This window comes from Pseudomonas citronellolis (genome assembly GCF_001586155.1).
Classification (GTDB): Bacteria; Pseudomonadota; Gammaproteobacteria; order Pseudomonadales; family Pseudomonadaceae; genus Pseudomonas; species Pseudomonas citronellolis.
Window position 1 is genome coordinate 983484 of the sequence record NZ_CP014158.1, and the last position, 15213, is coordinate 998696.

Consider the following 15213-nt stretch of genomic DNA (forward strand, 5'->3'; position numbering starts at 1 on the left):
TGTGCTCCGCCGACTCGTTGCCTTTTCGCCCATGCCCCGTCCGCCTCGTCCCACTGCTCGCCGTCCCGCTCCCCGCCGCGTCACCAAGGCGCCGCCGGCGCAGCCGCGGCTGATCCTGCTGAACAAGCCGTTCGACGTGCTGACGCAGTTCAGCGATGGTGAGGGCAGGGCGACGCTCAAGGACTACGTGCCGGTACCCGGCGTCTATCCCGCCGGGCGCCTGGACCGCGACAGCGAGGGTCTGCTGCTGCTGACCAACGATGGCCGCCTGCAGGCGCGCATCGCCGACCCCAAGCACAAGCTGCCGAAAACCTACTGGGTACAGGTGGAGGGCGAGCCGGACGAGGCGCAGTTGCAGCGCCTGCGCGAGGGCGTGCAGCTCAACGATGGCCCGACATTGCCGGCCGAGGCGCGGCGCATCGACGAGCCGCAATTGTGGGAGCGGGTGCCGCCGGTGCGTTTCCGCAAGTCGGTGCCCACTGCCTGGCTGGAACTGGTGATCCGCGAGGGGCGCAACCGCCAGGTGCGGCGCATGACGGCGGCCGTCGGCCTGCCGACCCTGCGCCTGGTGCGGGTGCGCATCGGCCCTTGGGGCCTGGACGGGCTGCAGCCGGGGGAGTGGCGCGAGGTGCAGCCCTAGGGCCGGATCAGAAACCGCCTTCCAGGCCGGCGACCACGAAGGATTTGACCAGGAAGCCGAAGACGCCGAGGCCGAGGGCGAAGAACAGCACCATGGTGCCCATGCGTCCGGCCTTGGACTTCTTGGCCAGGTCCCAGACGATGAAGGCCATGAACAGGACCAGGGCGCTGACCAGCCCGTACATCATCCAGTCTTCGAAACTCTCGTTCATTGCTGCTCCTGCCCGGCGCGGGCGCTTGAGTGGGGGCCGGAAGGTCCGGCGGTCGCGAGGACGGGCGGCATTATAAGGGCTTGGTCGCCGGTTGATCAGCGCTGTGCAGAAAGTGAGCAGAATTTCCCGCGCGGGGCCGGCGACGGCCGAAGAAGTCCCGCCGCAGCGGCCCTGGCGGGAAATAGTCGAGCGCCGGGCGGCGCTGGCAGGACGCGGGGTGCGCGCATTTGTCGCAGCGGATCTCCTTCGTAGGAGCGAGCCGTGCCTGCCTGGACGGTAGGAGCAACTGTCTTGCCGGCTGCGCCAAGGCGCGCCTCAACGGATGGGGTGAGCCTTGGCGAAACCCATGCGGTCGTGGTGATGGGTATCGCTTCGCTCAACGCCATCCTACGGGTCTTGTGTTTGCCGGAGGGCGTAGGAGCGGACCTTGTCCGCGATAGCCGGATATATCGGCGCGGATCGCGGATGAGATCCGCTACGCGGCCCCAGCCGCACCGGTCCCCTGTAAGCGGGCCCTGCCCGCGATTCGCGCGCAGGGCGCGCTCCTACATTTGCCGGGTCAGCTGCGCAGGTGCTCCAGCGGCAGCTCGGTGCTGGCCATGATGTTGCGCAGCACGAAGCTCGACCGCACGCTGGTCACGCCCTCGATGCGCGTCAGGGTGCCGAGCAGGAAGTGCTGGTAGTGCTCCATGTCCGGCACCATCACCTTCAGCTGGTAGTCCGCGTCCATCCCGGTGACCAGGCTGCATTCCAGCACCTCCGGGCACTGGGCGATGATCGACTGGAAGTGCTCGAAGCGCTCCGGGGTGTGCCTGTCCATGCCGATCAGGACGAAGGCGGTGAGGCTCAGGCCGAGCTTCTTGCTGTCCAGCAGGGCGACCTGGCGCAGGATGTAGCCGTCGTCTTCCAGTTGCTTGACGCGCCGCGAGCAGGGCGAGGGCGACAGGCCGATGCGTTCGGCCAGCTCCTGGTTGGAGATGCGCGCGTCGCGCTGCAATTCGGCGAGGATTCGCAGGTCGTAGCGGTCCAGTTTGTTCATTGTGGCCTCGAAAATTTATCGGCTTGCATGTTTTTATACATTCTTGGTGATTTATTGCGCAATCGATAGTTTGGTGCGCAATCTTCGCAATCCGCTGTCGCTTCGCTCCCCGTAACATGGCTCCAGAAATCACGGCCCGGACCCATACGTCCACGGCGATCCGCCCAATCAGGCGCATCGCGGCCTGCCGACCCGATCGGGTCGCCCAGGCCACCGGGCTACGCACCGCCCAGAAGGTGGAGCGAGGTGAGCCGGCGCCAGAAGCGACGAGCCAGGACGAATTCCCCGAGGGGAGGTCACTGACCTCCCTTTTTTCTTGCCTGCGATTTGCCCGCCGACCTTTACCTTGACTTTACCCTGGCCCCGGGGATGCGCTGCCTGCGCGGTTGTCTATCTGTCATGCAAACGAACGAGGTCGGCCGGCAGGCCGCTGTGAGGCATTCATGAAGTCGGGCATCTGGCGTCTGGCATCCGTTGGGTTGCTGTCACTGGCCATTGCCGGCCAGGCCTTCGCCGAAGGGCAGGGACCCGGGCAGGGCGGCCATGGCGGACAGGGTGGGCATGGCGGCGGCAATGGGGGCGGCCAGTGGCAAGGTCGCCCGCAGGGCAACCAGGGCGGTCAGTGGCAAGGTCGTCCGCAAGGCAACGACGGTGGCCAGTGGCAGGGCCGTCCGCAGGGTAATCAGGGCGGCCAGTGGCAGGGCCGTCCGCAAGGCAATCAGGGCGGACAATGGCAGGGCCGACCGCAAGGCAACCAGGGCGGCCAGTGGCAAGGCCGTCCGCAGGGCAACCAGGGTGGTCAGTGGCAGGGCCACCCGCAAGGCAACCAGGGTGGACAGTGGCAGGGCCGTCCGCAAGGCAATCAGGGCGGCCAGTGGCAAGGCCGACCCCAGGCCAATCAGGGCCAAGGCCGACCCCAGAACAACTGGAACGGCCAATGGCAGGGCCGCCCTTCCGCCGGTCATGACGACCACGGTCCCGGCCGGCCTTCCGCCGGAGGCGGCTCCTGGCAGGGCCGGCCGCCGCCCGCGCCCGGCAATGCCTGGCATGGCCGCCCGGGCGGTAACTGGGGGCCGCATCCGTCGAACTGGCGGCCGGGCTATGTGGTGGATCGGGTGCCCTCGGGCTATTACCGGGTGCCCTGGCGCGGCAGCGACTACTTCTTCAACGACGGCTACTGGTACCGCCCCCATGGCGCGCGCTACGTGGTGGTGGCGCCGCCCTACGGCGTGCGGGTGCGCTACCTGCCGCCCTACGCCGAGCAACTGTGGTTCGGCAGCATGCTGTACTTCCTCGCTGCCGGCACCTACTACCTGTTCGACAATTCCTCGCAGACCTACGAGGTGGTGCCGCCCCCGCCGCAAGTGGCGCAGGCCCCGCTGCCGACGGGCAATCCCTACGACGTGATCGCCTACCCGATGTACGGGCAGAGCCCGCAGCAGCAGGCCCAGGACCGTTACGAGTGCCACACCTGGGCGGTCGGGCAGAGCGGCTTCGACCCGGCCATGGCCGGCTACGCGCCGTCGCAGCAGGCCGTGGATACCTACCGCGGCGCGCTGGGCAGTTGCCTGCAGGGGCGCGGCTACAGCATCAACTGATGGTTTCCCGGCCCACCACTTCCAGTGGGTCGGCATGCACCAGCACCTCGGCCCGGGGGAACTCGGCGCGGATCGCCAGCACGGCCTGGTCGCACAGGGTGTGGGCCTGGGACAGGCGCATGTCGCCGGGCAGCTCCAGGTGCAGCTGGACGAACCAGCGATCGCCGGAAATCCGCGTGCGCAGGTCGTGGGCGCCGACCACTCCGGGCACCTGGCGCACCAGTTCGAGCATGCGCTCGCTGACGTCCGCCGGCAGTTCCTCGTCCATCAGCACCGCAACCGACTCGCGGGCGATGCGCACGGCGCTCCAGAGGATGTAGGCGGCGATGCCCAGGCCGAAGACCGCGTCCATCCGCGGGAAGCCGTAATGCGCCAGCAACAGGGCAACCAGGATGCTGCCGTTGAGCAGCAGGTCGGAGCGGTAGTGCAGCGAGTCGGCCTGCACCGCCAGCGAACCGGTGTGCTTGATGACGTAGCGCTGCACGCCCAGCAGCGCGGCGGTCAGCGCCAGCGACAGCAGCATCACCAGGATGCCCCAGCCGGTGGCGCCCAGCGGTTCGGGGTGCTGCAGGCGGTCCAGCGCCTGGGATCCGATGAGCACCGCGCTGACCGAGATGAACAGCGCCTGGCCCATGCCCGACAGCGACTCCGCCTTGCCGTGGCCGTAGCGGTGGTCGTCGTCCGCCGGGCGCAGCGAATAGCGCACCGCCAGCAGGTTGAGCAGCGAGGCGGCGCCGTCGAGCAGGGAGTCGGTCAGGCCGGCCAGCAGGCTCACCGAGCCGCTGTGCCACCAGGCCAGGGCCTTGGCCACCACCAGGGTGACGGCCACCGCCAGCGAGGCGCTGGTGGCCAGGTGCAGCAGGCGGGCGCGTCGGTTGTCCAAGTTCAGCGGGTGTCCTGGCGTTGCGGCAGGAAATAGATGTAGTCGAGCAGCGGCGCCGGCTGGCCGAGGGCGGTGAGCGCGGCGCTCATCTGCCCGCGGTGGTGGGTGCCGTGGTTGACCAGGTGCTGGACGATGTCGGCCAGGCTCTGGCGGTGGTCCTGGCCGGCCATGTTGCGGTATTCCAGCAGCTTGCCGAGGTCGCGCTCGTCCTGGCGGGCCAGCCACTGCTTCCAGCCCTGCACGCCCTCGCGGAGGAAGTCGGCCAGGGCGGCGCGGTCCGGCGCGGCCTCGCTGTCCAGGCGGGTGAACTGCCAGGGCCGGCCCTCGACGCGATCGAGCCAGATGCGGTCGCCCACCGCGAGGTGGTTGAGGGTGCCGTGCAGGCTGCCGAAGAACAGCCCGCGCGGTTCGCGGTAGGCGGCCTCGTCCAGGGGCGCGACGGCCTCGAGGATGCGCTCGTGGGCCCACAGGTGGTAGTCGAGGAGTTTTTCCAGGTGGCGCCCCAGTGCCGCGTGCATGTCAGCCCTCCAGCTTGAGCCCCAGGCTGGCCAGCTGCTGCGGGTTGCCGACGCGCTGGATCAGGCGTGGGTCGTCCAGCGGCAGGGCGCGGCCGGTCTCGCGTTCGATGATTGCCTTGAGTTTAGTCCGGTCCACCTGGCCGTCGGCGCCGACCGCCTCGTGCAGTTTCTCGGGGGCGACGGAGTATTTCTCGTCCGGCAGGTAGATGGCTCCGGTGGCGAAGTCTACGCCGAAGGCGATCAGCCCCGGGATGATGTAGAACAACAGTCCGATGGCATCGAACACTGCGATGGCCGGGTCGATGCGGCCATCGATCTGGCCGCGGCGGTCGGGGTAGAACAGGGTGCCGCAGGCGGCCAACTGGCTCAGCAGGGCTGCGCTGAGAACCGCGCAGGAAACTCGGGTGGCAAGACGCATCTAGAACCTCCGGAATAGGCTTCGGGCAACTATATCAATGCGGCGCAGGGGCCTCTATCGTCGGCCGCCGCCCTTGTTGCATAGGACTGCGGCGGGTCGGTCGTGGTTCGCCGTTATAATCGCCGGTTCGTTGTTTCCGCGTGCTTGAGGGTGGATGAAATATAGCCATGAATGCCCTTCCCATCGATGCCATTCTGCCATCTCTGCGCCAGGCCCTGGGCGAGCGCGACGAGGCCGTGCTGGAGGCGCCGCCCGGCGCCGGCAAGACCACCCGGGTGCCGCTGGCGCTGCTCGACGAGCCCTGGCTGGCCGGGCAGGGCATCCTCATGCTCGAACCGCGCCGCCTGGCCGCCCGCGCCGCGGCCGAGCGCCTGGCCGCGGAGCTGGGGGAGAAGGTCGGCGACACGGTCGGCTACCGCATCCGCCTGGACAGCAGGGTAGGGCCGAAGACGCGCATCGAGGTGGTCACCGAGGGCATCCTCACCCGCCGCCTGCAGGACGACCCAGCGCTGGAAGGCGTGGGCCTGGTGATCTTCGACGAATTCCACGAGCGCAGCCTGGACGCCGACCTGGCCCTGGCGCTGACCTTGAACGGCCGCGAACTGCTGCGCGATACGCCGCTGAAGGTGCTGGTGATGTCCGCCACCCTGGAGGGCGAGCGGCTGTCCGCCTTGCTCGACGAGGCGCCGGTGGTGCGCAGCGAGGGGCGCATGTTCCCGGTGGAGCTGCGCTGGGGACGGCCCTGGCAGGCTGGCGAATTCGTCGAGCCGCGGGTGGTGCAGACGGTGCTCCAGGCCCTGGCCGACGAGCCCGGCAGCCTGCTGGTGTTCCTCCCGGGGCAGGCGGAGATTCGCCGCGTCGCCGAGCAACTGGGCGAGGCCCTGGCCGGGCGCGACGAGGTGCTGCTGTGCCCATTGCACGGCGAGCTGGAACTGTCCGCCCAGCGCGCCGCCATCGAGCCGGCGCCGCCCGGCAAGCGCAAGGTAGTGCTGGCCACCAACATCGCCGAGACCAGCCTGACCATCGACGGCGTGCGCGTGGTGGTCGACGCCGGGCTGGCGCGGGTGCCGCGCTTCGACCCGGGCAGCGGCATGACCCGCCTGGAGACCCAGCGCATCTCCCGCGCCTCGGCCACCCAGCGCGCCGGCCGCGCCGGGCGCCTGGAGCCGGGCGTGTGCTACCGCCTGTGGTCCGAGGCGCAGCACGAGCAACTGCCGGCCTACGGAACGGCGGAAATCCTCCAGGCCGACCTCGCCGGCCTGGCCCTGCAACTGGGCCGCTGGGGCGTGGCGCCGGAGGAACTGGCCTGGCTCGACGTGCCGCCGGCCGCGGCCTACGCCCAGGCCCGCGAGCTGCTCGCGCGTCTCGGCGCACTGAACGACAGCGGCGCGCTGAACGCCCACGGTCAGGCCATGGCCGAACTGCCGGCGCACCCGCGCATCGCCCACCTGCTGCTGCGCGGCCAGGCGCTGGGCCTGGGCAGCCTGGCCTGTGATGTCGCCGCCTTGCTGGGCGAGCGCGACATCCTGCGCGGCGCCGGCGCCGACCTGCACGAACGCACGGCGCTGCTCGCCGGTGAGTCGGCCGGCAACCGCGCCAGTCGCGGCGCAGTGCAACGGGCCAAGCAACTGGCCCGGCAGTTCCGCGGCTACCTGCGCGGCAAGCCGAGCGAAGCGGTGGCCGACACCGACCACCCGCGCTGGCTGGGCGCGCTGCTGGCCTTCGCCTATCCCGACCGCGTGGCCCGCCAGCGTCGCGAGGGCGGCGGCGAATACCGCCTGGCCAACGGCCGCGCCGCGCAGTTCGGCGAGCCGGACGCCTTGATGAAGGAACCCTGGCTGGTGGTCGCCGACCTCGGCAGCCGCCAGGGCCAGCGCGAAGAACGCATCTACCTGGCCGCCGCCCTGGACGCGGCGCTGTTCGATACTGTGCTGGCCGAGCAGGTGAAGGTGCATGACGAACTGGACTGGGACGAGCGCGAAGGCGTGCTGCGCGCCGAACGCCAGCGCAAGGTCGGCGAACTGGTGCTCAGCCGCGAGGCGCTGCCCGGCCTCGACGCCGAAGCCCGCAGCCGCGCGCTGCTCGGCCTGGTGCGGCGCAAGGGCCTGGAACTGCTGCCCTGGACCCCGGAACTGCGCCAGTGGCAGGCGCGGGTGAACCTGCTGCGCCGTCTCGACCTGGAAGACAAGGGCGAAAGCGAGTGGCCGGACGTCGGCGACGCGGCCCTGCTGGCCTCGCTGGAGGACTGGCTGCTGCCGTACCTGGGCAAGGTCTCGCGCCTGGCCCACTTCGCCAACCTGGAGCTGCCCGGCATCCTCCACGGCCTGCTGCCCTGGCCGCTGCCGCAGCGCCTGGACGAGCTGGCGCCGCGCACCCTGCAGGTGCCGTCCGGCTCGAACATCCGCCTGGACTACAGCGAATTCCCGCCGGTATTGGCGGTACGCCTGCAGGAACTGTTCGGCCTGGCCGACACCCCGCGCATCGCCGGCGGCCGCCTGGCGGTGAAACTGCACCTGCTGTCACCGGCGCAGCGCCCGGTGCAGGTGACCCAGGACCTGGCCAACTTCTGGCGCAGCACCTACGCCGAAGTGAAGAAGGACCTCAAGGGCCGCTACCCCAAGCACTATTGGCCGGACGATCCGCTGATCGCCGAACCCACCGCCCGGGCCAAGCCGCGCAAATGAATGTGAGTCGGAATTAAAATGCCGATTTATAGGGGGCGGAAGGGATGAACCGGAATTTTATTGCCGAAAAAGGCTGATGGGGCCTGCTATGAGGAACATCACCACCGAGGAGCGCCAGCGGCTGATCGACGACATTCTGCGGGCGAATGTGCAGGGGCGGGAGTCGCTCGGTGTTTCCATTCGCCGGTTGCGCGTCGAGGTCACCGGGCTCGACCAGGACACCTTCGCCGCCATGTGCAGGATATCGACGAAGGCGCTCTACCAGCTCGAGAGCGACAAGGGAAACCCCACCATCGGGACGCTCAATGGCATCCTCAACAAATTCGGCATGCGGATGACGCTGGGTGCGATCGTGGCTGATGCGGTACTCCCGGCGCGGCCCGCCAAGGCCGAGGGCCGGTTCCTTCCACGCGGCACCAGCCCCGCCATGGCAAAGCGCCGGGCGGCGGCAGGAGCCACTGGGAAACCCAGGGCCTGAAACACCGCCGATGGCAAGCCCCGCGAGCGGCTTTTCGGCCGATTCCGAGGCGCTGCGGGCGCAGCGCCGCGGGGGCCGCCTCGTCTACAATAGGCACAAATCATCCAGAGTCCCCCCATGTCCGAAACCGACAGCCGTGCGCTGCAAGACCTGCCGCTGGAGCAGCTGATCGCCTGCCATGAATGCGACCTGCTGATGCGCCGCGAGCCGGTCCCCACGGGCAGCCGCTCGGTCTGCCCGCGCTGCGGCTACGAGCTGGAAATCCACCGGCCGCACATGGTGCGCCGCGCCATGGCGCTGGTGCTCACCGCGCTTTTCCTCTACATCCCGGCCAACTTCCTGCCGATCATGAAGATCGACATCCTCGGCCAGGTCGGTATCGACACCGTCTGGGGCGGGGTGCTTGGCCTGTACGCCTCGGGTATGCACGGAGTGGCCGTGCTGGTGTTCCTGTGCAGCATGGTGATCCCCCTGGCCAAGCTGCTGTGCCAGCTGTTCGTCCTCTGCAGCCTGCGCTTCGACGTGGCGCGCGCGCAGGCCATGCAACTGCTGCGCTGGTACCAGCATCTGCGCGAGTGGGGCATGCTGGAGGTCTACCTGATGGGCATCCTGGTGGCCATCGTCAAGCTGATCGACATGGCCGAACTGCACATCGGCGTGGGCCTGGCCTGCTTCATCGGCCTGCTGCTCAGCCAGATATGGCTGGAGGTGACCATGTCGCGCCACCAGGTGTGGGAATCGCTGGCCGGGGAGTTCGACGATGAGGGCCATTGACGCCGGCATCCTGACCTGCGGCGAATGCCACCAGCTCAACCGCGCCACCGACGAGGAGCCGCAGCACTGTTCGCGCTGTGGCTCGGTGCTGCACGCGCGGCGGCCGAACAGCCTCACCCGCACCTGGGCGCTGCTGATTACCGCGGCCATCCTCTACATCCCGGCGAACCTGCTGCCGATCATGACCGTCAACTTCCTCGGCAGCGGCACCCCGGCGACCATCATGGAAGGGGTGGTGGAGCTGATCCACGCGGACATGATCCCGGTGGCCGCGGTGGTGTTCGTCGCCAGCATCCTGGTGCCGACCTTCAAGCTGGTCGGCATCGCCCTGCTGCTTTATTCGGTGCAGCGCCACCAGCCGATGTCGGCGCGGCAACGCATCCTGATGTACCGCTTCATCGAGTGGATAGGTCGCTGGTCGATGCTCGATATCTTCGTCATCGCCATCCTCGTGACCCTGGTGAACTTCGGCAACCTGGCCAGCATCGAGGCGAACCTCGGTGCAGCCGCCTTCGCCACTGTGGTGGTGCTGACCATGCTGGCGGCAGTGACTTTCGATCCCAGGCTGATCTGGGATAACACGGACGCGGAAAACGACGATGAGTGAACTCCCCACCCCGAAACTGCGCAAGACCACCAACTGGTCGGCGATCTGGATCCTGCCGCTGATCGCCCTGGCCATCGGCGCCTGGCTGGCCTGGCGCGCCTACGACCAGGCCGGGGTGACCATCAACATCCAGTTCGAGAGCGGCGACGGCATCCAGCCGAACAAGACCGAGGTGATCTTCAAGGGCATCGCCGTGGGCAAGGTCGTCGACCTGCACGTGAACAAGCCTACCCTGGGCGTCACCGCGGTGGTCGAGATGCGCAAGGAAAGCATCGAGTACCTGAGCAAGCGCACGCGCTTCTGGCTGGTCAAGCCGCGCGTGTCCCTGGCCGGGGTGACCGGGCTGGAGACCCTGGTGTCGGGCAACTACATCGCCGTCGACCCGGTGAAGGGCGAGCTCAACCACGACTTCGTCGCGCTCAAGGAGCCGCCGCCGCTGTCCGACAGCCTGCCCGGCCTGCACCTGATGCTCAAGGCCGAGCGCCTGGGTTCGCTGGAGCAGGGCAGCCCCATCTACTACCGGCAGATCCAGGTCGGCCAGGTGAAGAGCTACCAGCTGGCCGACGACCAGAAGACCATCGAGGTGAAGATCCACATCGAGCCGGCCTACGCCAACCTGGTGCGCAAGCACACGCGCTTCTGGAACGCCAGCGGCATCACCCTGTCCGGCAGCCTCAGCGGCCTGAAGCTGCGCACCGAGTCGCTGGCCAGCATCGCCGCCGGCGGCATCGCCTTCGCCACCCCGGACAGCTACCCGGACAGCCCGCCCACCGACCCGACCAAGCCGTTCCGCCTCTACGAGGACTACGACGCCGCCCAGGCGGGCCTGGCGGTGCGCCTGAAGGTGGACGACGTCAGCGGCCTTTCCGCCGGCAGCACCCCGGTGATGTACAACGGCGTGCAGGTGGGCACGGTGAAGGCCATCGACATGAACAAGGACTTCAACGGCGCCACCGCCACCCTGTCCATGGACCCGCGCACCGAGGAGTTCCTCAACGCCAAGAGCGAGTTCTGGCTGGTCAAGCCGAGCATCTCGCTGGCCGGCATCACCGGGCTGGAGGCGCTGGTGAAGGGCAACTACATCGCCGTGCGCTTCTCCAAGGAGGGCGAACCCACCCGCGAGTTCACCGTGCGCCCGAAGGCGCCGCCGCTGAACCTGGACGCGCCCGGCCTGCACCTGGTGCTGACCAGCGACCGCCTGGGCTCGCTGGAGGTGGGCACGCCCATCCTCTACCGGCAGATGAAGGTCGGCACCGTGCAGAGCTACCAGCTGTCCCGCGATCGCCAGCGGGTGGTGGTGGGCGTGCACATCGAGCCCGAATACGCGGCCCTGGTGAACACCTCGACGCGCTTCTGGAACGTCAGCGGCGTGACATTGAGCGGCGACCTCAACGGCATCAAGTTCAAGAGCGAATCGCTGCAGACGCTGATCAGCGGCGGCATCGCCTTCGACACCCCCGACCCCAAGGCCGCGCCCGTCACCAAGGTGCGCCGCTTCGCCCTCTACGACAGCGAGGACAGCGCCCACGCCAAGGGCCAGTTGATCGAGTTGCGCGCCGACTCGGCCGACGGCCTGCGCGAGGGCACGGTGATCCGCTACCGCGGCCTGGACGTGGGCCGCGTGGAACAGGTGGACCTCAGCCGCGACCTCGGCGGCGTGGTGCTCAAGGCGCGCCTGATCAAGGCCCAGGACAGCATCGCCCGCCAGGGCAGCCGCTTCTGGGTGGTCTCGGCGCAGCTCGGCCTGGGCGGTGCGGAGAACCTCGGCACCCTGGTCAGCGGCCCGTATATCGAAGTGCTGCCGGCGGCCAAGCCGGGCCCGGCGCAGAACAGTTTCAACCTGCTGGCGCAGCAGCCCAACCGCCTGCTCGACGCCGACGGCCTGCGCCTGACCTTGAGCGCCGCCCGCCGCGGCTCGCTGAAGCCGGGCGTGCCGGTGACCTACCGCGAGGTGCAGGTGGGCAAGGTGACCTCCTTCGAACTGGGCGAGCAGGGCGACCGGGTGCTGATCCACATCCTCATCGAACCGCGCTACGCGCCCCTGGTACGCACCGGCAGCCGCTTCTGGAACACCAGCGGGGTGGGCGTGGATGCCGGCCTGTTCAAGGGGGTGAAGGTGCGTACCGAGTCCTTCGAGACCATCCTCGCCGGGGGCGTGGCCTTCGCTACGCCGGACAATGCGCAGATGGGCGCCGCGGCACGGCCGGGGCAGACCTTTGCGTTGTTCGACGAGTACCAGGATGAGTGGCTGCAGTGGGCGCCGAAGATTCCGTTGGGGAAAGCGGTGGGCGAGTAGGGCGTATAACCGTTCGCGGTTATACGCCGCTTATCCGAGGCCAAGCGCCCCGCCGGGAGACCGGCGGGGCGTTTTTGCTTGGGGCGTGCGGGGGCTTTTGATTTTCGTAGGAGCGAGCTTGCTCGCGAACCAAGCTCCTTGTGACATAGACGCGGTGGGACACTCCGCCCCCTCTCCCTAACCCTCGGCTGCGCGCCCCGCCCTGAAGGGAGAGGGGACCATTGGGCAGACGCTGGTGCTCCTGAGTCAGCCGGCAACACCGAAAGCTACCGGCTGAAACCATCACTTCTCTCGGCACGGACAAGCCCCCTCTCCCTTCAGGGAGAGGGCTGGGGAGAGGGTGCTCTTTGAGCCAAACACCAAGCCGCCTGTTGTTCGCGAGCAAGCTCGCTCCTACGAAAAGCACTCCCGCTTCAGCGCCCACCCCGCGCCGCCCGCGTCGTCAGCAGGTACACCGGCACCCCGGAGATCAGAATCAGCAACGCCGCATAGGGTGCCGCCGCCGCGTACTCCAGCGTCGACGTATGCACCCACACCGCCGTAGCCAAGGTCGTCAGCCCCGTGGGCCCGAGCACCAGGGTGGCGGTCAGCTCCTTCATGCTGTCGAGGAACACCAGCACGAACCCCGCGCCCATGGCCGGCGAGATGATCGGCAGGGTGATGCGCAGGAAGGCGCGCAGCGGCGTCTGGCCCAGCGTGCGGGCGGCTTCTTCCAGTTGCGGCGAGGCCTTTTCCAGGGCCACGCGGATCGGCGCCTGGGCCAGGGGCAGGAACAGCAGGGCGTAGGCGACCAGCAGCAGCGCGCTGGTCTGGTACAGGTCCGGCACGTAGTGCAGGGCGAAGTACACCAGCGACAGGGCGATCACCAGCCCCGGCAGGGCCTGCAGCAGGTAGGGCAGGCGTTGCGCCCAGCGCGCCAGCGGGCCGGGGTAGCGCACCACCAGGATGCTCACCGGCAGCGCCAGCAGGCAGCCGAGCAGGGCGCCGCCGAAGGACAGCGACAGCGACGACAGCAGCGCCTGGCCGATCTCCAGCAGCGGGAAGGCCGCCGAGGCGCCGGTGAGCAGCCAGTAGCCGAGCATGGCCATGGGGATGCCGGTGCCGATCACCACCAGCGCCACCAGCAGCAGTTGCAGCGGCCATTTCCAGGCGTGCAGGCGCACCCGCTCGGCCTGCCGCGCGCTGCCCTGGCCGGTGCGCACCAGGCGGCCGCGTCCGCGCATGCGCAGTTCCAGCCACAGCAGCAGGAAGCACAGCGCCAGCAGCACCGAGGAGAGCATGGCCGCGGTGGCGTTGCTGAATTCCAGTTCGAACTCCTGGTAGATCGCCGTGGTGAAGGTCTGGAAGCGCAGGATCGACAGCGCGCCGAACTCCACCAGCATGTGCAGCGCCACCAGCAGGCTGGTGGCGGCCAGGGTCGGGCGCAGCAGCGGCAGGGTCACCCGCCAGAACACCTGGCGGCGCGACACGCCGAGCATGCGCGCGCTTTCCTCCAGCGACGGGTCGAGGTTGCGCAGGGTGGCGGCCAGCGGCAGGTACACCAGTGGGTACTTGGACATGGCCATCACCAGCACCGCGCCGCCCAGGCCTTCGTAGGCCGGGCTCAGGGATACCCAGGTGAAGCTGCTGACGAAGGAGGGGATGGCGAACGGCAGGCACAGCAGCACGTTCCAGTAGCGCCGTCCGGGCAGGTCGCTGCGCTCCACCAGCCAGGCGCAGGCCAGGCCGAGCAGGGCGCTGAGCACGGTGACCAGCACCAGCAGCTTGAGGGTGTTGCCGAACAGGCGGAACACGTAGGGCCGCCAGAGCAGTTCCCAGGCCAGGTGCCAGCCCGAGTCCCAGGCCTTGGCCGCGACGTAGAACAGCGGCAGCGCCGCCAGCAGGGCGAGCAGGAGCACCGGCGGCAGCAGCCACAGCGGCGCCTTGCGCCCGTGGCCGCCGCGGGCCTGGACCACGGGCGCGGCGATGGACATCAGTTCAGGCCGACGTCGCGTTCGAGGTCCAGCGCGTCCTTGGCCTCACCCATGTCGGCGGGGCTGAGTTGCGGCGGGTTCAGCTCGGCGAACGGCTTGAGCTGCGGGTCGGCCTGCATGCCCTTGCGCAGCGGGTATTCGGCGGACTGGCTGAGGATGGCCTTCTGGCCCTCTTCGCTGAGCATGAAGGCGACGAACTGCTGGGCCTCCTTCGGATGCTGGCTGGACTTGAGCACGGCGGCGCCGGAGACGGTGACCAGCGCGCCCGGGTCCTGGTTGCCGAAGAAGTGCAGGCGCGAGTTCAGCTCGCCCTTCTCCTTCTTCAGGGTGTACCAGTAGTAGTTGTTGATCAGCGCCATGTCGACCTCGCCGTTCTCCACGGCTTTCATGGCGGTGACGTTGTTGGTGTAGATGGAGCCGAAGGCCTTCAGCCCGGTGAGCCAGTCCTCGGCGGCGTCGCGGCCCTTGAGCTTGATCACCGCGGAAACCTGTTCGAGGAAGGCGCCACTGGTAGGAACGAAGCCGAAGCGCCCGGACCACTGCGGGTCGGACAGGTCCATCAGGCTCTTGGGCAGGTCCTTCTCGTCGATCTTCTTCGGGTTGTAGGCCAGCACCCGGGCGCGGGCGGTGATGCCCACCCAGTCGCCCTTGCCGCCGGCGTTCTGCGCCTCGACCAGGGCCAGGGTGCCGGCGTCCAGCGGGGCCAGCAGGCCGGCGCCGGACAGGCGCATCAGCGGCGGTGATTCCTCGGTGTAGATGACGTCGGCCGGCGAGCGCGCGCCTTCCTCGGTGATCTGGCTGGCCAACTGGCCGTCGCCGCCCTTGCGGATCTTGACCTGGATGCCGGTCTTGTCAGTGAAGGCCTTGGCGATGGCGATGCCGGTGGCGGCATGCTGGCCGTTGTACAGGGTGAGGGTGACCGGATCGGCAGCGGCGTGCAGAGACAGGCCGCCGAGCAGGCAGGCCAGGACAGCGCCCTTGACGCCGGCGAGCAGACGAACAGACATGGAAACTCCCGTGGTGTCGCCAATGAGAATGCAAGCCATTATATGTAACCTGGCCTTTCCGGCCAAACTCCATAGCCTGCTCATGAA

General features: G+C 68.7%; 15 protein-coding genes. 7 read left to right on the forward strand and 8 right to left on the reverse strand.

Features of this window, described 5'->3' with window-relative positions; translation table 11 throughout:
• The first annotated feature begins 31 nt into the window (after positions 1-31).
• Positions 32-640 (forward strand): pseudouridine synthase, encoded by a 609-nt coding sequence (locus PcP3B5_RS04520; RefSeq protein WP_061560652.1) that lies wholly within the window; start codon positions 32-34, stop codon positions 638-640.
• Positions 641-647: 7 nt separating this feature from the next.
• Here PcP3B5_RS04520 and PcP3B5_RS04525 read toward each other — a convergent pair whose 3' ends face one another.
• The 3 genes from PcP3B5_RS04525 to PcP3B5_RS32405 form a co-directional block, all read right to left on the reverse strand.
• Complete coding sequence (locus PcP3B5_RS04525) at positions 648-851, reverse strand: DUF2788 domain-containing protein (RefSeq protein ID WP_009617380.1); 204 nt, start codon at positions 849-851, stop codon at positions 648-650.
• 559 nt (positions 852-1410) lie between these two features.
• Positions 1411-1890, reverse strand: coding sequence for an Lrp/AsnC family transcriptional regulator (locus PcP3B5_RS04530; RefSeq protein ID WP_009617381.1), 480 nt, complete (start codon positions 1888-1890; stop codon positions 1411-1413).
• Positions 1891-2375: 485 nt separating this feature from the next.
• The gene (locus PcP3B5_RS32405) at positions 2376-2798 is read right to left on the reverse strand and encodes a hypothetical protein (protein ID WP_324288145.1); all 423 of its coding nucleotides are present in this window, start codon (positions 2796-2798) and stop codon (positions 2376-2378) included.
• A 207-nt stretch (positions 2799-3005) separates the two neighbouring features.
• On the opposite strand from PcP3B5_RS32405, the gene PcP3B5_RS32410 reads away from it, so the two are divergent.
• On the forward strand, positions 3006-3488 hold the full coding sequence (locus PcP3B5_RS32410) for a DUF6515 family protein (protein WP_338052334.1): 483 nt from the start codon (positions 3006-3008) through the stop codon (positions 3486-3488).
• Here the strand turns inward: PcP3B5_RS32410 and PcP3B5_RS04545 are convergent.
• From PcP3B5_RS04545 to PcP3B5_RS04555, 3 genes are read right to left on the reverse strand one after another with little or no spacing between them, the layout of a single operon-like run.
• Positions 3481-4371, reverse strand: a complete 891-nt coding sequence (locus PcP3B5_RS04545; protein WP_371263888.1) for a cation diffusion facilitator family transporter — start codon at positions 4369-4371, stop codon at positions 3481-3483. The two genes, PcP3B5_RS32410 and PcP3B5_RS04545, sit on opposite strands and share 8 nt — an antisense overlap.
• A gap of 2 nt (positions 4372-4373) precedes the next feature.
• Positions 4374-4889: a DinB family protein gene (locus tag PcP3B5_RS04550; RefSeq protein WP_061560654.1), complete on the reverse strand. Its 516-nt coding sequence runs from the start codon at positions 4887-4889 to the stop codon at positions 4374-4376.
• A gap of 1 nt (position 4890) precedes the next feature.
• A complete protein-coding gene (locus PcP3B5_RS04555) occupies positions 4891-5307 on the reverse strand; it encodes a hypothetical protein (protein ID WP_009617385.1) in 417 nt (138 codons plus the stop codon).
• Positions 5308-5474: 167 nt separating this feature from the next.
• On the opposite strand from PcP3B5_RS04555, the gene hrpB reads away from it, so the two are divergent.
• From hrpB to PcP3B5_RS04580, 5 genes are all read left to right on the forward strand, one after another.
• A complete protein-coding gene (gene hrpB / locus PcP3B5_RS04560; protein ID WP_043273516.1) occupies positions 5475-7991 on the forward strand; it encodes an ATP-dependent helicase HrpB in 2517 nt (838 codons plus the stop codon).
• 88 nt (positions 7992-8079) lie between these two features.
• Complete coding sequence (locus PcP3B5_RS04565; RefSeq protein ID WP_051879367.1) at positions 8080-8469, forward strand: helix-turn-helix domain-containing protein; 390 nt, start codon at positions 8080-8082, stop codon at positions 8467-8469.
• Between the two features lie 117 nt (positions 8470-8586).
• The gene (locus PcP3B5_RS04570) at positions 8587-9243 is read left to right on the forward strand and encodes a paraquat-inducible protein A (RefSeq protein WP_009617388.1); all 657 of its coding nucleotides are present in this window, start codon (positions 8587-8589) and stop codon (positions 9241-9243) included.
• Positions 9230-9850 carry a paraquat-inducible protein A gene (locus tag PcP3B5_RS04575; RefSeq protein WP_009617390.1) on the forward strand — a complete coding sequence of 207 codons (621 nt, stop codon included), beginning with the start codon at positions 9230-9232 and terminating at the stop codon, positions 9848-9850. Before PcP3B5_RS04570 ends, PcP3B5_RS04575 begins: the two co-directional genes overlap by 14 nt.
• Positions 9843-12146 (forward strand): PqiB family protein, encoded by a 2304-nt coding sequence (locus tag PcP3B5_RS04580; RefSeq protein ID WP_061560655.1) that lies wholly within the window; start codon positions 9843-9845, stop codon positions 12144-12146. Before PcP3B5_RS04575 ends, PcP3B5_RS04580 begins: the two co-directional genes overlap by 8 nt.
• Before the next feature lie 413 nt (positions 12147-12559).
• On the opposite strand, the gene PcP3B5_RS04585 is transcribed toward PcP3B5_RS04580, so the two are convergent.
• Positions 12560-14119, reverse strand: a complete 1560-nt coding sequence (locus PcP3B5_RS04585; protein WP_061560656.1) for an ABC transporter permease — start codon at positions 14117-14119, stop codon at positions 12560-12562.
• A complete protein-coding gene (locus PcP3B5_RS04590; RefSeq protein WP_061560657.1) occupies positions 14119-15126 on the reverse strand; it encodes an iron ABC transporter substrate-binding protein in 1008 nt (335 codons plus the stop codon). The genes PcP3B5_RS04585 and PcP3B5_RS04590 overlap by 1 nt, the downstream gene beginning before the upstream one ends.
• Between the last annotated feature and the right edge of the window lie 87 nt (positions 15127-15213).